The organism is Glycomyces sp. NPDC049804, assembly GCF_040674615.1.
GTDB classification, from domain to species: domain Bacteria; phylum Actinomycetota; class Actinomycetes; order Mycobacteriales; family Micromonosporaceae; genus Glycomyces; species Glycomyces niveus.
In genome coordinates, this window is record NZ_JBFAMQ010000003.1 from 281,355 (window position 1) to 297,628 (window position 16,274).

14 protein-coding genes and 1 tRNA gene are annotated in these 16,274 nt (G+C 68.6%); 10 read left to right on the forward strand and 5 right to left on the reverse strand.

What is annotated here, in order from left to right:
* Nucleotides 1-62: 62 nt before the first annotated feature.
* The 3 genes from AB0K52_RS05985 to AB0K52_RS05995 all read left to right on the forward strand — a co-directional run bounded on the left by AB0K52_RS05985 (nt 63) and on the right by AB0K52_RS05995 (nt 2,806).
* Nucleotides 63-1,145, forward strand: coding sequence for an ABC transporter ATP-binding protein (locus tag AB0K52_RS05985; protein WP_363527223.1), 1,083 nt, complete (start codon nt 63-65; stop codon nt 1,143-1,145).
* A 5-nt stretch (nt 1,146-1,150) separates the two neighbouring features.
* Nucleotides 1,151-2,185, forward strand: a complete 1,035-nt coding sequence (locus AB0K52_RS05990) for an oligopeptide/dipeptide ABC transporter ATP-binding protein (RefSeq protein WP_363527226.1) — start codon at nt 1,151-1,153, stop codon at nt 2,183-2,185.
* Nucleotides 2,186-2,290: 105 nt separating this feature from the next.
* The gene (locus tag AB0K52_RS05995) at nt 2,291-2,806 is read left to right on the forward strand and encodes a hypothetical protein (RefSeq protein ID WP_363526773.1); all 516 of its coding nucleotides are present in this window, start codon (nt 2,291-2,293) and stop codon (nt 2,804-2,806) included.
* Nucleotides 2,807-2,836: 30 nt separating this feature from the next.
* Here AB0K52_RS05995 and AB0K52_RS06000 read toward each other — a convergent pair whose 3' ends face one another.
* The 4 genes from AB0K52_RS06000 to AB0K52_RS06015 all read right to left on the reverse strand — a co-directional run bounded on the left by AB0K52_RS06000 (nt 2,837) and on the right by AB0K52_RS06015 (nt 8,158).
* Nucleotides 2,837-3,199: a hypothetical protein gene (locus AB0K52_RS06000; RefSeq protein WP_363526776.1), complete on the reverse strand. Its 363-nt coding sequence runs from the start codon at nt 3,197-3,199 to the stop codon at nt 2,837-2,839.
* A gap of 110 nt (nt 3,200-3,309) precedes the next feature.
* On the reverse strand, nt 3,310-4,551 hold the full coding sequence (locus AB0K52_RS06005) for an arginine deiminase (RefSeq protein ID WP_363526779.1): 1,242 nt from the start codon (nt 4,549-4,551) through the stop codon (nt 3,310-3,312).
* Between the two features lie 26 nt (nt 4,552-4,577).
* On the reverse strand, nt 4,578-6,032 hold the full coding sequence (locus AB0K52_RS06010; RefSeq protein ID WP_363526782.1) for a basic amino acid/polyamine antiporter: 1,455 nt from the start codon (nt 6,030-6,032) through the stop codon (nt 4,578-4,580).
* Between the two features lie 548 nt (nt 6,033-6,580).
* A complete protein-coding gene (locus AB0K52_RS06015) occupies nt 6,581-8,158 on the reverse strand; it encodes a DUF222 domain-containing protein (RefSeq protein WP_363526784.1) in 1,578 nt (525 codons plus the stop codon).
* A 392-nt stretch (nt 8,159-8,550) separates the two neighbouring features.
* Between AB0K52_RS06015 and AB0K52_RS06020 the strand changes: the two genes are divergently transcribed.
* The 6 genes from AB0K52_RS06020 (at nt 8,551) to AB0K52_RS06045 (ending at nt 12,798) form a co-directional block, all read left to right on the forward strand.
* A tRNA-Leu gene (locus tag AB0K52_RS06020) sits at nt 8,551-8,633 on the forward strand.
* A gap of 497 nt (nt 8,634-9,130) precedes the next feature.
* Entirely contained in the window at nt 9,131-10,810 is a 1,680-nt protein-coding gene (locus AB0K52_RS06025) for an ATP-binding protein (protein ID WP_363526787.1), read from the forward strand.
* Nucleotides 10,810-11,241, forward strand: coding sequence for a roadblock/LC7 domain-containing protein (locus tag AB0K52_RS06030; RefSeq protein ID WP_208496753.1), 432 nt, complete (start codon nt 10,810-10,812; stop codon nt 11,239-11,241). The genes AB0K52_RS06025 and AB0K52_RS06030 overlap by 1 nt, the downstream gene beginning before the upstream one ends.
* The gene (locus AB0K52_RS06035; protein ID WP_208496752.1) at nt 11,241-11,612 is read left to right on the forward strand and encodes a DUF742 domain-containing protein; all 372 of its coding nucleotides are present in this window, start codon (nt 11,241-11,243) and stop codon (nt 11,610-11,612) included. The genes AB0K52_RS06030 and AB0K52_RS06035 overlap by 1 nt, the downstream gene beginning before the upstream one ends.
* The gene (locus tag AB0K52_RS06040) at nt 11,590-12,192 is read left to right on the forward strand and encodes an ATP/GTP-binding protein (RefSeq protein WP_363526791.1); all 603 of its coding nucleotides are present in this window, start codon (nt 11,590-11,592) and stop codon (nt 12,190-12,192) included. The genes AB0K52_RS06035 and AB0K52_RS06040 overlap by 23 nt, the downstream gene beginning before the upstream one ends.
* Before the next feature lie 12 nt (nt 12,193-12,204).
* Nucleotides 12,205-12,798, forward strand: a complete 594-nt coding sequence (locus AB0K52_RS06045) for a GAF domain-containing protein (protein ID WP_363526794.1) — start codon at nt 12,205-12,207, stop codon at nt 12,796-12,798.
* Between the two features lie 83 nt (nt 12,799-12,881).
* Here the strand turns inward: AB0K52_RS06045 and AB0K52_RS06050 are convergent, their stop codons facing one another.
* The gene (locus AB0K52_RS06050) at nt 12,882-14,078 is read right to left on the reverse strand and encodes an acyl-CoA dehydrogenase family protein (protein WP_363526796.1); all 1,197 of its coding nucleotides are present in this window, start codon (nt 14,076-14,078) and stop codon (nt 12,882-12,884) included.
* A gap of 397 nt (nt 14,079-14,475) precedes the next feature.
* Between AB0K52_RS06050 and AB0K52_RS06055 the strand changes: the two genes are divergently transcribed.
* The gene (locus tag AB0K52_RS06055; RefSeq protein ID WP_363526799.1) at nt 14,476-16,209 is read left to right on the forward strand and encodes a bifunctional metallophosphatase/5'-nucleotidase; all 1,734 of its coding nucleotides are present in this window, start codon (nt 14,476-14,478) and stop codon (nt 16,207-16,209) included.
* Nucleotides 16,210-16,274: the final 65 nt, after the last annotated feature.

Consider the following 16,274-nt stretch of genomic DNA (forward strand, 5'->3'; position numbering starts at 1 on the left):
CGTTGTCCAACATCTCAGTCAGCACCAACGGCGCCCCGCGCGCCGCGGGCACCAAGGGCGACATGGTCCTCGAGGTCAACGACCTCAACGTGTCGTTCCCGACCGACGACGGGCTCGTCCACGCCGTCCGCGGCGTCTCCTACGAGCTGCGCCGCGGCCAGAGCCTCGGCATCGTCGGCGAGTCCGGCTCCGGCAAATCGGTGACCTCCATGGCGATCATGGGCCTGCTGCCCAAGACCGCCCAGATCACCGGCTCCGCCAAGCTCGAGGGCGAAGAGCTCCTGGGCCTCGGCGACGCCGAGCTCTCCCGCATCCGCGGCAAGAAGATCTCCATGATCTTCCAGGACCCGCTCACCAGCCTCAACCCGGTCTACACGGTCGGCTTCCAGCTGGCCGAGGCCATCCGCGTCCACTACCCGGACGTGAACAAGGCCGAGGCCCGCAAGCGCTGCATCGACCTGCTCGACTCGGTCGGCATCCCGAACCCGCAGCAGCGGGTCGACGCCTACCCGCACGAGCTCTCCGGCGGCATGCGCCAGCGCGTGGTCATCGCCATCGCCATGGCGAACAACCCGGACGTCATCATCGCCGACGAGCCCACCACGGCCCTCGACGTGACCGTCCAGGCCCAGGTCCTCGAGGCCCTGGAGAAGGCCCGCGAAGAGGTCAACGCCGCGCTGATCCTCATCACGCACGACCTCGGCGTCATCGCCGGGCACACCGACGACGTCCTCGTCATGTACGCGGGCAAGCCGGTCGAACAGGGCACGGTCGACGAGATCTTCTACGAGCCGCGCATGCCCTACACGCTGGGCCTGATCGGGTCGCTGCCGCGCATGGACGAGTCGCGGGGCCACCGTCTCACGCCCGTCCACGGCACGCCGCCGTCGATGCTGAACCTGCCGCCGGGCTGCCCGTTCCGCCCCCGCTGCCCGATGCACCAGGACATCTGCGCGGAGGTCGAGCCGGCGCTCATGCCGATCGGCCCCTCCGGGCACGTCTCGGCCTGCCACTTCGCGGACCAGCTCGAGGGCAAGGCCCCCGACGACGTCTTCGCGCCCGTGGCCACCGACCTCTCGGTCGAGGCCGAGGTCGAAGCCGCCGAGGCCGAGGCCGCCGCTCTCCACCAGGAGGAGGACAAGTGAACGCCATGCTCGACACGCCGCAGACCGCGGCGAGCCCGGTCATCCAGGGCAAGAACCTGGTCAAGGAGTTCCCCGTGCGCTCCAAGGGGATCCTCCGGCGCAAGGTCGGCGCGGTGCACGCCGTCTCGGGCGTGAGCCTGGAGATCGGCCAGACCGAGACCCTGGCGCTCGTCGGCGAGTCCGGCTGCGGCAAGTCCACGACCGCGCGGCTGATGATGAACCTCATCGAGCCGACCTCGGGCGAGATCCTCTACGAGGGCCGTGACCTGACGAAGCTCTCGCGCAACCAGATGCGGCCGATCCGCCGGGACCTGCAGCTGGTGTTCCAAGACCCGATGGCGTCGCTCGACCCGCGCATGACGGTCTTCGAGATCATCGCCGAGCCGCTGCGGGTGCACAACCTGTTCAAGAACGGCGGCCGCGACCGGGTCAACAGCCTGATCGAGATCGTCGGCCTCAACCCGGAGCACCGCAACCGCTACCCGCACGAGTTCTCGGGCGGCCAGCGCCAGCGCATCGGCATCGCCCGCGCGCTGGCCCTGCAGCCGCGCGTGCTCATGCTGGACGAGCCGGTGTCGGCGCTCGACGTGTCGATCCAGGCGGGCGTCATCAACCTGCTGGAGGACCTGCAGGACGAGCTGGGTCTGTCGTACCTGTTCGTCTCGCACGACCTCTCGGTGGTGCGGCACATCGCGGACAAGGTCGCGGTGATGTACCTCGGCAAGATCGTCGAGGAGGGGACGACGGACCAGCTGTTCGCGGGTCCGGCGCACCCGTACACGCAGGCGCTCATGTCGGCGATCCCGCTGCCGGACCCGCGCAAGGAGCGCTCGCGCGAGCGCATCGTCCTGCAGGGCGACGTGCCGAGCCCGTCGAACCCGCCGTCGGGCTGCCGCTTCCGCACCCGCTGCCCGCTGTTCAAGGAGCTGGGCGAGTCGGAGCAGGCCAAGTGCATCGAGGTGGAGCCGCTGCTCCGCTCCGACCACGCGGGCCAGACCCGCGCGGCCTGCCACTACGCGGAGCCGAAGCAGCTCGTCTAGCGCGCACTGACGTGCCGGGCCGTTCCGTCCTTCGGGGCGGGGCGGCCCGTCTCGTTTCGCGCGGTCGGTTCGCCTGCCGGGCCCGGCCAGTGCGAGACTGCGGGCATGAGTGCATCGAAAGCCGAATCGGCCGTGACCGCCCTGCTCGACGAGCTCGGCGACCGGTGGGAGACCCGCGAGAAGATCGCCGCCGCGCGCGAGCGCCTCATCGCGGACCTCCCCGGCTGGAAGGACCCGGCCGCGTACGGGCTGGGGATCTACGACGTGTCGGGGGAGCTGGTGTTCGGCGTCAAGAACGTCGGGGAGCATCCGCTCCCGGCGGTCGTGATGGCGACGGTCCTGCGCCACTCGGGCGGTTCGAAGTCGTACCCGGTGCATGCGGCGGTGCTGGAGCAGGCGATCCGGCTGCTGCGTCCGGCCGAGGCCTGCCGGGCCTACGACCACCCGAACCTCGCTGAGTGGCGGAAGGTCCTGCGGCTGCTCAAGGGGAAGGGCCAGGTGGAGGCGAAGATGGTGTTCGTGGCCGACTTCGACGACTGGCGCGAGGACGACGACGTGGACGACCTGTGCGAGGCGGTCTACTACGACTCGAGGCGGAACGGGCGACCGGGCCGCGGCTGAGAGTCCCGCGGCCCGGTCGAGCTCACCGGGTCAGTCGACGTGGTACGACTGCAGGCAGCCGACGTGCGCGAAGCCCCACGTGTCGGCCCAGTCCACGACGACCCACACCATCGACCAGGACCCGCAGGTCGTGTGCTTGCCGCCGTCGGTGAACGGCGCGCACCAGGACCCGGAGACCCACTCGCCCGCCGGGATCTTCGGGCCGATCTGTCCGGCGCTCGCGTTCGGGTACTCGCGCACGACGGTGTCGACGCTGAACGCGGCGCTGCAGTACACGCTCTCGCTGTCCGCTTGGACCACCGGCTCTGCGGCGATCGGGTCCGCGGCCGCGGGCGCGGCCCCGACCGCGCCGATCGCCAGGGCTGCGGCCGCACTGGCCAGGATTCGTCGCATTTGACCACCTCACTGTGAGACGACGATGACGATTCATGCTCGCAGCGGCAGCCCCCTCGGGCGGCCCGAATCGGGCCTCTGTCGGAAAGCCGATATCAGGGCCCCGATTTTCAGAAATCGACCGCGTCCCGCTCCAACGGGCAGGTCATGCAGTGCCCGCCGCCCCGGCCGCGGCCGAGTTCGGCGCCGACGATGGTGATCACCTCGATGCCGGCCTTGCGCAGGAGCGTGTTCGTCTGGGTGTTGCGGTCGTACGTCATGACCACGCCCGGCTCGAGCGCCACCGCGTTGTTGCCCGAGTCCCATTGCTGCCGTTCGGAGGCGTACACGTCGCCGCCGGTCTCGATGACCCGCAGCTCCGGCAGCCCGAGCGCTTCGGCGACCACGTCGGTGAACGCCCTGCCGCCGTGGTCGGTGATCTCCATGCCCGGCTGGCGGTCGGCGGGGTACAGGGAGAACGTGTGCACCGCGTCCATGATCTTCGGGTACAGGGTCACCACATCCCTGTCCGCGAAGGTGAACACGGTGTCCAGGTGCATCGCCGAACGCAGCTTCGGCATGGCCGCCACGATGACCCGCGTCGCCGCGCCGTGCTCGAAGAGCGACTTCGCGACCTGGGTTATGGCCTGGCGGGAGGTGCGTTCGGACATGCCCATGAGCACCACGCCGTTCCCCACCGGCATGATGTCACCGCCCTCGAACGTCGCCTGCCCCCAAGGCAGGTCGGGGTCGCCCCACCAGACGGTCGAGCCCGTGAAGTCCGGGTGGAACGTGTACACCGCCTTCATCAGCAGCGTCTCGTCATGGCGCGCAGGCCAATAGAGAGGGTTGAGCGTCAGCCCGCCATACAGCCAGCAGGTGGTGTCCCTGGTGTACAGGGTGTTCGGCAGCGGCGGCATCAGGTACTCCCGCACCCCCGTCGACTCCCGCGCCAGCGTGATGTACGGCCCCCGCAGGTCGTCCGGGAGCTCGAGTGTGGACAGACCGCCGATGAGGTGCTCCGCGAGCTCCGCCGGACCCAGCGACTCCAGGTACGCCCGAGTCGGCTCGATCAGCCCCAGCCCCACCTCGTTCGCCGTGATCTTCCGGTCGAGCAGCCACGAACGCGCCGCCGGATCGGCCATCGTCGCACTCAGCAGGTCGTGCAACTCCACGACCTGGACGCCCCTGGCCTCCATCTTGCCCACGAAGTCCAGGTGGTCGCGCTGCGCGTTCTCCACCCACATCACATCGTCGAACAGCAGCCCCTCCGCGTTCGTCGGCGTCAACCGCCGATGCGCCAGCCCCGGACGGCACACCAGCACCTTCCGCAGCCTGCCGACCTCCGAATAGACCCCGTAACCGTTGCTCATCGCATTCCTCCCTGTCCCCCAACGGGTCAGATGCTGATCCAGTTCATCCCGAGCGCGAGCACCCCCAGCGCCGCCGCCAGCACCGCGACGCCCAGCAAGACCGACTCCCCGGCGCTGAACCACCGCCGCCCCTGCTCGCGGCGGGACATCACGAACAGGATCGTCGCCGGCGCGTACACGATGAACGACACCAGCACGAACTTCGGACCGGCCGCGAACAGCAGGAACGCCGTGTACACCGTCGCCAGCACCGCCACCGCGATCTCCGCCCCGCCGCCGCGGCTCCCCGCGCCCCGGTCCCAGCCGAACGCCACTTTCACCGCGAAGAGCGCCGCGAGGAGGAACGGGATCAGCGTCAGCGCACTCGTCATGTCCAGCGCGAAATTGAACGCGTCCTCGGAGAAGTAGGTGACCACCAGGACCACTTGGGAGAGCGCGGTCGACAGCGCGAGGGCGGGGACCGGGACGTCCGCCGCCGTCGCCTTGGAGAGGAACCGGGGCATGTCCTTGTCCTTCGCGGCCACGAACAGCACTTCCGCCGCCATCAGCGTCCACGCCAGATACGCGCCCAGCACCGAGACCACCAGGCCGACCGACACGAACACCATGCCCCAGGTGCCCACCGCGCGCTCCAGGACGCCGGCCATCGACGGCTGCCGCAGCTCCGCGATCTCGTCCATCGGCATGATCCCGTACGACACGATCGTCACCGACGCGAACACCGCGAAGACCGACAGGAAACCCGTGATCGTCGCCCGCCCCACGTCCTCGCGGCGGCGCGCGTGCCTCGAGTACACGCTCGCGCCCTCGACGCCGAGGAACACGAACACCGTCGCCAGCATCGTGCCCTTCACCTGGGAGAACAGCGATCCCGCGTAATCCGCCCCGGCCCAGTTCTCCGCGAAGGCGCCCGGATCGAAGAAGAACAGCGCCAGGACCACGAACACGCCGATCGGGATCAGCTTGGCGACCGTCACGATCCGGTTGATCGCCGCCGCCTCCTTCACGCCCTGCTTGATCAGCAGGAAGAACCCCCACAGGCCCGCTGAGGAGAGCACGATCGCCAGGACCGTGTCGCCTTCGCCGAGCGCGGGGACGAGCGCTCCCGCGGTGGACATGATGAGGACCCAGTACGTCACATTGCCCACGCAGGCGCTGGCCCAGTAGCCGATCGCCGAGAAGAACCCGGGGTACTCGCCGAATCCTGCTTTGGCGTACGCGTACACCCCGGCATCGAGGTCGGGGCGGCGCATGGCCAGGCGCTGGAACACGAACGCCAGCATCAGCATGCCCGTTCCCGCGATCGCCCACGAGATGAGTGCCCCGGCGACCCCGGTCTGCTGCGCGAACCGCGCCGGGAGGGAGAACACCCCTGCGCCGACCATCGAGCCCACCACCATCGAGGTGAGCGTCCAGAACGCGAGCTTCGCGGTGGGACTGGTGGCCTCGGCGGTGCTGGTGGGCGGTGCGGGTTGCGCCATCGATCGCATCCTCGCTGGTCGGGCAGGCAATACAGGCAATGAGACCTGAATATAACTCCGGCGGGAGGGCCGAAAAGCCACTTCGGGCCGATGGCACCAGAGGGCCGATGGCACCAGAGGGAGGTGGCACGTCCGGATTCAGCAGGTGGCGACGGAGAGGTGGGGGAGGGGGCGGGCTGGGGTGGCGGACTCGGGCGGGGTGGGTTCCCTGTTCAACCTGGCAGCGATAGAGAGGTGGGGGAGGGGCGGGCTGTGGTGGCGGACTCGGGCGGGGTGGGTTCCCTGTTCAACCTGGCAGCGATAGAGAGGTGGCAGAAGGGCGGGCTGTGGTGGCGGGCTCGGGCACGGCGGGCTCCCTGTTCAACCAGGCAGCGACAGAGAGGTGGGAGAAGAGCGGGCTGGACTGGCGGACTCGGGTGGGACGGGCTCCCTGTTCAACCAGGCAGCGACAGAGGGATAGGAGAGGGCGGGGCTCGGACGGCGGTCTCCCGGTCTGTGCTGGTCCTGGTTTAGGCGGGCAGCGACGAAGAGGTCTCCTCCTTCCCCGGTCAGAACGCGGCCGACGGCGGACTGCTCCCGAATGGCGTCCTGAGGGCTCCCATCCGACCCCGGACATGCTGAGGGGCCCGGTCCTCTCTGGGAATCGGGCTGCGCTGGCATCGACCTGCGCTCCCCTCAGCAGTCGCCCGCTGAGGGCAGGTTAAGAACGGAGGATCGCCCGGATCTTCCCGAAGGACCACCGGCGCGGTCTCCTTCTTCCGGAACTTCTCCCGGGTCTTGGCGACCGTCAGCTCCATGCTCTTCTGGGCGTACCAGGCGGCATAGTCGGTCAGCTCCCGCCGATAGGCGGGCGACCATTCCGAAGAGTCATGCCCGTTGGGCAGATCCTTCAAGAGGTCGGCTTCCCATTCCTCATCGGTCAATCCCGTGCGCTGGTGCCGAATCTCGGCCGTACCGGGACCGGTCTTTGTAATGTCCCATTTGCCCGTGTGAATTCTACTGTGGTGGAATCGGCAGAGCAGGATCAAGTTCTCGGCGGCGGTCAAGCCCCCGTCCGCCCAGTGCTCCAGGTGGTGCGCCTCGGTCCAGGAGATCGGTGCCCGGCACCCGGCCCAAGCGCACCCGCCCGGTTGCTCGAGCTCCAGCTTGTGGCGGAGGGCCACGTTGGGGAGGCGCTTGGCGCGGCCCAGTTCGATGGCCTCGCCGGTGCTGTAGTCGAAGACCGAGGGGATGACGCCCGCTTCGCAGGCGAGGAGGCGGGCCTTGGAGACCGAGATGGGCTTGCCGTCGAGCATGGGGAGCCGACCGGTCTTCTCGCCCCGCAGGGTGGCCAAGTCGCAGGTGAGGTTCAGGGTCGCGGTGTGGCCGTGCCGCTTCGGAGCCGAAGGGTCGGTGCCGTAGGCGGCCGCCATCTGGTGCAGGGCTTCGGCATGTCGGCCGGAGACGCGGGGGAGCAGGCCGTCCTCATCCGCCTCATCCTGGCGGGGAGGGGGAACTGCGGTCCTGAGGACGTTGCTGATGAGCTTCCCGGTGTCATCGGTGAGCAGCCCTTCGATGTCCCACATGCCATCCGGACGCTGGTTGACCTCCAGCCAGGCGAGGGACTGCTGGCTCATCTCATCGAGCAGCGACTGCTGGTCGAAGAGCTCGGCGCAGATGCGGTCCAGGTGCTCGGCGAGTTCGGAGCGGGTGGAGTGGATGCAGTACTCCCGGATCAGCTCTTCGGGTGTCCGGCAGAGCGTTGCACCGTAGGGGGACTCGACCGGGGCGGAGTAAGGAACCCGGGAGTAGACGGCCAGCCCTTCGCGTTCGATGCGGCGCATGGCGTAGGCGATGGCGTCGATGCGGGCGGACCCAGAGAGGGCGGCCTCGGTGAGGTGCTTGAACTTCGGGGAGAGGCGGGCGATGGAGGCGATCTGCCCCGCGCAGGCCTCGTTGAGGTTGAAGGACTCCTTGATCCAGTCCCGGATGCCCGAGAAGCCGTCGCACTCCTTGTGCAGCCCTTGGGAGGTATAAGCGATGACCGCTTGCAGGAGATTGGCCTCGACAGCGCACAGCTGAGAAGTGAGGGAATCGATCTGGGGGCGCAGTGTGGCTGCCTGGGAGATTCGGTCTGTGCCATTCATCCTGCTCACCCCCTTGGAGGCTATACGTTTGTGCGTCTGACTGTTATAGGTCAATGGTGACAGGTATGGGGGGCGGTGTCATCACTCGGAAGAGTGAAAGATTGTCTACAGTGGATTGATGCGTGGCCTGGTTCTGTCCCGAGGCCGCCCGCGCGCCCAGGCCTCCTGCTGCCGCTTCGTCGCTGCCGCTTGAACCTTGTGTACAGACGAGGTCAATGCCGAGGTGGTGCAATGGGAACACTCCCACTTGTCGCCGCCGCTTGCACCGCAAGGGAACTGAACCTCCAAGTGTCGGGATCCCGACACTTCGGCGTTTCCTCAGGTGAACGCGCTTGCGCCGCAACTCGGGGTGACCACGGCACCGTATTTCCCGCTAGCGTGGCAGCATACGGGCCCGAGTGGTGGAATCTGGTAGACACAGTCGGCTTAAAACCGGCCGTCGTGAGACTTGCGGGTTCAAATCCCGTCTCGGGCACGGCGTCGGGAACGAGTTGCCGGACAACGGGATCGGACGGAGTGGGGCCGTCCGGTCCTGGAGTGTCTTACATCGCACCTTCGTTGCCCCCGCTCGAACGGGTGATGAGTCGGCCTCTCCCCCAAGCCCTTCACTCTCCGTGTCGACACGCCTCCTGAGCTGCTCTTCGTCCCTTCGGACGGCGATCTCCGGCCGCACGGCCGATTGCATCTCCAGGTTGACTCGACAAGACAGCCATGCTATCCAGGGAACTGAGCGCTGATACCATTCTGTCGAAACAGCCGGTGGGGACATGGCTTTCCCTTCTGCTGCAACGACTTTGTGACTTCCCGGTATCACGGAAGCCGATTGGCCATGTCGTAAGGATGGCGATGCCCGAAACATCTCGGTCCACAACCCATACTTATCAACCCCCCGGGCCAGCGTCCCTCCCCTCCGGTTCGTACACCGGAGACGAGTCCGCCACCCCGGCCGACCTCAAGCCCCGCCTGCTCCGCATGGCACTGCTGCCCCTCGGCGCCGCAGTGGTCCTCGGCGCCGGCGTCGCACTCGCCCTGACACAAGCCCCACTGGACCGTCCCGCCTGGATGGTCCCCGCGGTCATCGGCACGGCGCTGCTCCTCGCCGCGCTGATCGCCTACTTCGCGGCCAGCGCCGCCGCCAAGACCGACGCCGACCTCAACCGCCGGATCCTCTCGGTCCGCCGTGCCACGGTCGAGACGCACTACAAGGTCTGGCACGTGCTCGACGACCTCCAGAGCGACCTGCCCGCCGAGCAGCGCTGGTCCGTCCCGCTGCCCAACCCGGGCGCCAGCGCGCCCACCACCGATGAGGCCCTTCGCCTCCTGGCGGCGGAGGCCCGGCACCTGCGGGCCGCCGCGGAGGCCGTCGCGGCCCGCGGCCCGCGCCGTCCGGCGCCGGTGCCCGCGAGCGCCCCTGCCGCGGTGACGTCGGGTCCGATCGACGCGGTGGACGTGAACTCGCGCGTCGGCATCTTCGTGAACCTGGCCCGGCGGCTGCAGTCGCTGGTGCACCGCGAGATCGAGCAGCTCGACGAGTTGGAGAACCAGGTAGAGGACCCGGACCTCCTCAAGGGCCTGTTCTCGGTGGACCACTTGGCGACGCGGATCCGCCGCCACGCGGAGAACCTCGCGGTCCTCGGCGGTGCGACCTCGCACCGGCAGTGGTCGCGTCCGGTCAACGTGTACGAGGCGCTGCGTTCGGCGGTGGCCGAGGTGGAGCAGTACGCCCGTGTGAAGCTGGTGCGCCCCATCGACGGCACGCTGAAGGGCCACGCGGTCGCGGACATCATCCACTTGGTGGCGGAGCTGGTGGAGAACGCGACGACGTTCTCGGCGCCGAACACGCAGGTGCTGATCCGCGTGGCGCGGGTCCGCACGGGCCTGGCGGTCGAGGTCGAGGACCGCGGCCTGGGCATGGAGCCGCATGAGCGGGACCGGTTCAACAAGATGCTGGCGACCCCGGACCAGGTGGACTTGGACGAGCTGCTGGCGGACGGCCGCATCGGCCTGTACGTGGTCTCGTCGCTGGCGCACCGCCACGCGCTGACGGTGCAGCTGCAGTCGAACATCTTCGGTGGGACGCAGGCGATCCTGGTGGTGCCCGAGGTGCTGCTGGGCGATGACACGCCCGCACCGCCGAAGGCGCCTGAGCGCCGCGAGATCCCGGTCGCCGAGCCGATGCCGGTGCGGCAGCCGGGTGCGGCGACGCCGCCGCAGCTGCCGGCGATGCAGTTGCGTCCGCTGCCGACTGCGGGGACGGGGCGTCATCAGACGGCGTCGCCGGAGCCGCGCATGGACTCGCCCGTGTTCACGCCCGCGTACGCAGGCGCCAATGGCGCGCCTTCGGTGGACACCGGTGCCCTGCCGGTGACGGCCGAGCTCCAAGCCGTGACGAGCTACCCGGAGGACCGCGTGAACGGTTCCGATGGCGCCCATGCCTTCGAGTCGGACGGGCGTCCGGCCCTGCCGAAACGCAACAAGCAGACGCACCTGGCCCCGCAGTTGCGGGACGCCCCGCAGCAGGGGGCGCGCGGTTCGGAGGTCGGGCACGACCCGGGCTTGATGCGGGCGTTCCAGCAGGGCCAGCAGCGCGCGGACGCCGGTCCGCAGATCCCCGCAACCGACGGTTCCCCGTATAGGAATGAGGAGTTCTAATGGCAGGCGACGAGGCAGGCGTGCAGTCGGATCTGAGCTGGCTGCTGGCGGGGCTGGTGCGGAAGGTTCCGCACACCCGCAGTGCGCTGCTGCTGTCTTCGGACGGCATGAAGAAGGCGTTCCACGGGCTGGGGGTCGACCAGGCCGACCAGCTCTCGGCGATCGCATCGGGCATGTTCAGCCTGGCGCGGAGCGCGGGCGCCCAGTTCGGTTCGGCGGGCGGGGTGCGCCAGGTCGTGGCGGAGCTCGACGACACGCTGCTGTTCGTCTCGACGGCGGGTCAGGGCGCGGTCCTGGCGGTGACGGCGGGGCGCGAGGCCGACGCGGGCGTGCTCGGTTACGAGATGTCCATTCTGGTGAAGAGCGTGAGGCCGTACCTGGAGACGCCGGTGCGCAGGCCCGCGGCCACGAGCGGCGAAATGGTCGGCTGATGGCCGAGTTCGAGCACCGGCCGCTGCTCGACGAGGATGCGGGGCCTCTGGTCCGGCCGTACACCGTCAGCAATGGGCGCACCGCACCCACCGCGAAGCTGGACCTGCTCTCGCTGGTCCGGTCGACCGGGCAGATGCGCCCTTCGCAGCTGGAGAACGAGCACGCCGAGGCGCTGCTCCTGTGCCACGAGCCCATCTCGGTGGCGGAGGTGTCGGCGCATCTGCGGCTCCCGGCGATGGTCATCAAGGTCCTGCTGTCCGATCTGGTCGACTGCGGGGCGGTCATCGCCCACGCGCCCGATCCCGCCGTCGATCCCACTGACAGAAACGTATTGGAGGCACTCCTCAATGGCCTACAACGGCGACTCTGACCGATCGCCCGCACAACAAGCCGCTTTGCCCACCGCCATCAAACTCCTCGTCGCGGGTGGTTTCGGTGTCGGGAAGACGACGTTCGTCGGGGCGGTCTCGGAGATCGAGCCGCTGTCGACCGAGGAGACCATCACGATGGCCTCGATCGGCACCGACGACCTGACCGGCGTGGGGGACAAGGTGACCACGACGGTGGCCTTGGACTTCGGCCGGATCACGCTGGACGCGCGGCACATCCTGTACCTGTTCGGCACCCCCGGGCAGGACCGGTTCTGGTTCATGTGGAACGAGTTGTCCGACGGGGCGTTCGGGGCGGTGGTCCTGGCCGACACGCGGCGGCTGGAGGACTGCTTCCCGGCGCTGGACTTCTTCGAGCGGCGGGGCACCCAGTTCATCGTGGCGGTCAACGAGTTCGAGTCGGGCTTCCACTACGAGCCGGAGGAAGTCAGGTCCGCCCTGGACCTCAAACCGAATATCCCGATCGTCTGCTGCGATGCGCGCGATCCTCGTTCCGCAACGTTGGTGCTGGTCACCTTGACCAAGCACCTGATGTCGGCCGCTGCTTCGAGCGTCCGGTAGAAGGAGCCCAGCATGTCTAGTCCCGAGCACGAGTTCCGTCTCACGATCACGCCCGACGACCCGGGCGCCTCCGAGCGGGCCAAGCGCCTGCGCGACCTGGGGATCGGCAATCTGCCCGACCCCGAATTCGACGAGCTCGCCCATGAGCTGACCGTGCTGACGGGCGCCCCGTACGCGATGGTCAACTTCATCGACGAGGACCACCAGTACTTCGCGGGGCTCGCGGCCCCGACTCCGGGCGGGGCGAACCAGGCGATCGCCGGGGCCGAGGAGGCGCCGGAGGTGGGCCGGGAGATGGACCGCGACCACGGCTACTGCCCGCATGTGGTGGTGCGCGGCAAGGCGCTCGTGCTCGGCGACGTGTGCGACTACCCGCGTTTCGCGGGGAACCCGGTGGTCGACAAGATCGGGATCCGCTCCTATCTGGGGGCGCCGCTGATCGACGACGACGGGAACACGCTGGGGACGGTGTGCGTGGTCGACACGGAGACCCACGACTGGGGCCGGCCGGGCCTGGAGATCATCAAGGGCATGGCGGAGAAGGTGATGGACCGGATCCGGGAGCGCAACGCCGCTGAGCGCCAGGCCGATCCGTACCAGGGGTAGACGCGAAAATGAGGAGGCCGCGTGAGCTGCCTCCTCGTTTTCGCATATCGCGACGGTCCGGCCGATCCTCCGGATCTCGCGCTCTAGTTGCGGGCGGTGACGGGTTCGCCGTGGACGATGCGCTGGGACCACTGGCCCTTGGTCCTGCCCATCGCGGCTTCGGCCAGTCGCAGGCGCTGGACGTCGGAGGTGCCTGCGGGGGCGAAGATGTGGTAGGCGTCGCGCAGGTACCGCTCGATCGGCCGTTCGGTGGTGAGTCCGATGGCCGCGTGGATCTCCATGGCCTCCCGGGCGGAGTCCATGGCTGATTCGACGTTGACGAGCTTGGCGTTCATGAGTTCGATGTCGCAGGGCTGGCCTTGGTCGAGCAGGTGCACGGCGTGGTAGGCGGTGATGCGGGCGGTCATGAGCCGGGAGGTGATCTGGCCGATCTTCTGCTTGATGTTGTCGAGTTCGGCGATGGGCTTGCCGTAGAGCTCGCGGCTGCCGGCGTACTCGACGGTGGCGTCGAGGATGGCCTGGTGGATGCCGAGGGACACGGCGGTGAGGTTGGAGCGGCCGTAGAGGGCCGAGGACGAGTACGCGACGGCGAGGCCGTCGCCCTCGCTGCCGAGCCGGTTGGCGGCCGGGACGCGGCAGTTCTCGAACAGGAGCTCGCCGAAGCTGAACCCGTGGAGGCCCATCGTGGACTGCTGCGGTGCCAGCGCGAACCCGGGGCGGTCGGATTCGACGAGGAACGCGGTGAGGCCCTTCGGTCCGAGGCCGGTGCGGACGACGACGCCGTGGACGTCGCCGACGTGGCTGTTGCCGACGAAGACCTTGTGGCCGTTGAGGATGTAGTCGTCGCCGTCGCGGACGGCGCGGGCGCGCATGCCGAGGACGTGTCCGCCGGAGGCGGATTCGGTGACGGCGATGGTGGGCAGGCAGGTGCCGCGGGCGACGTGGGGGAGCCAGGTCTTCTTCTGGGCGTCTGATCCGAAGTGCAGGATCTTGGCGACGCCGAGCTGGGAGGCCTGGACCATGGCGCCCATGGCGCCGGAGACGCGCGCGAGCTCCTCGATGATGATGGTCTTCGCCAAGTGGCCCATGCCCATCCCGCCGTACTCGGTCGGGATGGTCACGCCGAGCCAGCCTTGGGCGGCGATGCGGCGGGACAGTTCGTGGTGGACGGTCCGCCGCGTCTCCATCTCGGGGACGCGCGGGGCGATTTCGCGTTCGGCGAAGGCTCTGACCTCGGCTCTGAGGGCGTCGTGCCGTGCTGTGGTGAAATAACCGGTCAAGTGGTTACCCCCTGTGGGCTTCAGGCTCGTCTATGACCGCTCCGCAGCAGTCCCCACCAAGTGACAAGCTGTATATGCGAGTTGTTCTCGCAGTGACTGTAGCAACCGTTATCGCATGGGGCAAGAGACTGCAATGTGGACATTATGTTGTCGCAGGGAAGTAACGAGGTGTTGCGACGCAACGCATCACGTGCGGATTCGTTCTTCCCAGATCCCGGGAGTGAGGGTGTGCGCACGGTTGCGGTGTGCTACCGGAAATGGTCTCGGGAGGGTTCCCCGGTCTTAGTGAAGCCGTTATGCTCAGTTGACCCGGGCGCAATCGTCCCATGATTGGATCACGATCGGGCGAATGCGCCCGCGCCGTCCCCGAGCCCCGTCACGTCCCCCTGGGAGAGCAATGAAGCCCAAACACAAGCGCCTCGCGGCGGCGGGAGCCGCCGCCGCGCTCGCCGCGACCACCCTCGCCGTCGGCGCCTGGTCCGCGAACGCCGGCCAGCCCGACCGCCACCGCGAGGTGGACCTGCAGCTGCTGGCCCTGAACGACTTCCACGGCCACATCGAGGCCAGCGCCTCCGACACCTACCCCGTCGACGGCGTCAACACCCCCGCGGGCGGCGCCGAGTATCTGGCGACGCACCTCGAGCAGGCCCGCGAGGGCGAGCGGTACTCGACGACGGTGGCCGCGGGCGACCTCATCGGCGCGAGCCCGTTCCTGTCGGCCGTGTACGACGACGAGCCGACGATCGAGTCCTTGAACGCGATGGGCGTGGAGGTCTCCTCGGTCGGCAACCACGAGTTCGACGCCGGTTTCGAGGAGCTCAACCGGATCATCGAGGGCGACGAGGACTTCGAGGGCGCGGACTTCCCGTACCTCGGCGCGAACGTCGTGGACGAGGCGACCGGCAGGCCGGTCCTGGACCCGTACTGGGTCAAGGACTTCGGCCGCGGGATCAAGGTCGGGTTCATCGGCATGACCCTCGAGGGCACGGGCGACATCGTCTCGCAGGCCGGCATCGAGGGCCTGGAGTTCACCGACGAGGTCGAGACCGCGAACAAGTACGCGGGCGAGCTGAAGCGCAAGGGCGTCAACGCGATCGTGGTGCTGCTGCACGAGGGCGGCGTGCCGGTCGCCCAGGACACGGGCCACGAGTGCGAGTCGCTGGACGGCACGGCCGTGGGCATGTCGGGTCCGATCGTGGACATCGCCGAGACGATGACCCCGCTCGTCGACGTGCTGGTCACCGGCCACACCCACAACGAGTACGTGTGCTCGGTGCCCGACCCGGCCGGGAACCCGCGCATGGTCACCTCGGCGTCGTCGTACGGGCGCGTGTTCACGCAGATCGACGCGACGTACGACCGGCGCACCAAGGACATCGTGCGCTCCTCCGTGACCGGTTCGAACACGGTCGTGACCCGCGACGTGGACCCGGATGAGGACCAGTCGGACATCCTCGCCTCGTACATGGGCGACGGCTACGACGAGGTCGCGAACCGGCTCGTCTGCTACATCGGCGAGGACATCAAGCGCGGGCCGAACAACGCCCGCGACGTGGAGTTCCCGCTGGGGAGCCTGATCGCGGACGCGCAGCTGTGGAACACCGCGGGCGCGGACGTCGGCGGGGCCGAGCTCGCGCTCATGAACCCCGGCGGCGTGCGACAGGACCTGGTCTACGAGGCGGGGACGCCAGGCGAGGTCACGTACAAAGAGGTGTTCGAGGTCCAGCCGTTCGCGAACTACGTCGTGACGCTCGACCTGACCGGCGAGCAGATCCTGGCGGGCCTGCGGCAGCAGCTGCCGATCCCGGGCGTCCGCTCCACGACGCTGCAGCTGCAGGTCTCCGAGGGCTTCACGTACACATGGGACAAGACGAAGACGGGCACCGACCAGATCGTGGCCGACTCGCTCATGCTCAACGGCGAGCCGATCGCCATGGACCGGACCTACCGGGTCACGATGAACTCCTTCCTCGCCGACGGCGGCGACTCGTTCTCGGCGTTCAAGGACGGCACCAACCGGCTCTTCGGTGAACTCGACGTCGACGCGTTCGAGGACTACCTCGCCGAGTTCGGCACCGCCTCGGCGCCGCTCCAGGCGCCGGAGCTCGGCCGGGTCACAGTGATCTCCTAGCTACATCAAAGAACTCACAGGCGGCGGGGCAGGGAATGCTCCGCCGCTCTGTCGTGTTTCAGGCG

What these genes read in the sequence shown, in the direction of transcription:
- AB0K52_RS05985 (WP_363527223.1), top strand. Translation starts at nt 63, where the DNA reads ATGGTCCTCGAGGTCAACGACCTCAACGTGTCGTTCCCGACCGACGAC.
- AB0K52_RS05990 (WP_363527226.1), top strand. Translation starts at nt 1,151, where the DNA reads ATGCTCGACACGCCGCAGACCGCGGCGAGCCCGGTCATCCAGGGCAAG.
- AB0K52_RS05995 (WP_363526773.1), top strand. Translation starts at nt 2,291, where the DNA reads ATGAGTGCATCGAAAGCCGAATCGGCCGTGACCGCCCTGCTCGACGAG.
- AB0K52_RS06000 (WP_363526776.1), bottom strand. Translation starts at nt 3,199, where the DNA reads ATGCGACGAATCCTGGCCAGTGCGGCCGCAGCCCTGGCGATCGGCGCG.
- AB0K52_RS06005 (WP_363526779.1), bottom strand. Translation starts at nt 4,551, where the DNA reads ATGAGCAACGGTTACGGGGTCTATTCGGAGGTCGGCAGGCTGCGGAAG.
- AB0K52_RS06010 (WP_363526782.1), bottom strand. Translation starts at nt 6,032, where the DNA reads ATGGCGCAACCCGCACCGCCCACCAGCACCGCCGAGGCCACCAGTCCC.
- AB0K52_RS06015 (WP_363526784.1), bottom strand. Translation starts at nt 8,158, where the DNA reads ATGAATGGCACAGACCGAATCTCCCAGGCAGCCACACTGCGCCCCCAG.
- AB0K52_RS06025 (WP_363526787.1), top strand. Translation starts at nt 9,131, where the DNA reads ATGGCACTGCTGCCCCTCGGCGCCGCAGTGGTCCTCGGCGCCGGCGTC.
- AB0K52_RS06030 (WP_208496753.1), top strand. Translation starts at nt 10,810, where the DNA reads ATGGCAGGCGACGAGGCAGGCGTGCAGTCGGATCTGAGCTGGCTGCTG.
- AB0K52_RS06035 (WP_208496752.1), top strand. Translation starts at nt 11,241, where the DNA reads ATGGCCGAGTTCGAGCACCGGCCGCTGCTCGACGAGGATGCGGGGCCT.
- AB0K52_RS06040 (WP_363526791.1), top strand. Translation starts at nt 11,590, where the DNA reads ATGGCCTACAACGGCGACTCTGACCGATCGCCCGCACAACAAGCCGCT.
- AB0K52_RS06045 (WP_363526794.1), top strand. Translation starts at nt 12,205, where the DNA reads ATGTCTAGTCCCGAGCACGAGTTCCGTCTCACGATCACGCCCGACGAC.
- AB0K52_RS06055 (WP_363526799.1), top strand. Translation starts at nt 14,476, where the DNA reads ATGAAGCCCAAACACAAGCGCCTCGCGGCGGCGGGAGCCGCCGCCGCG.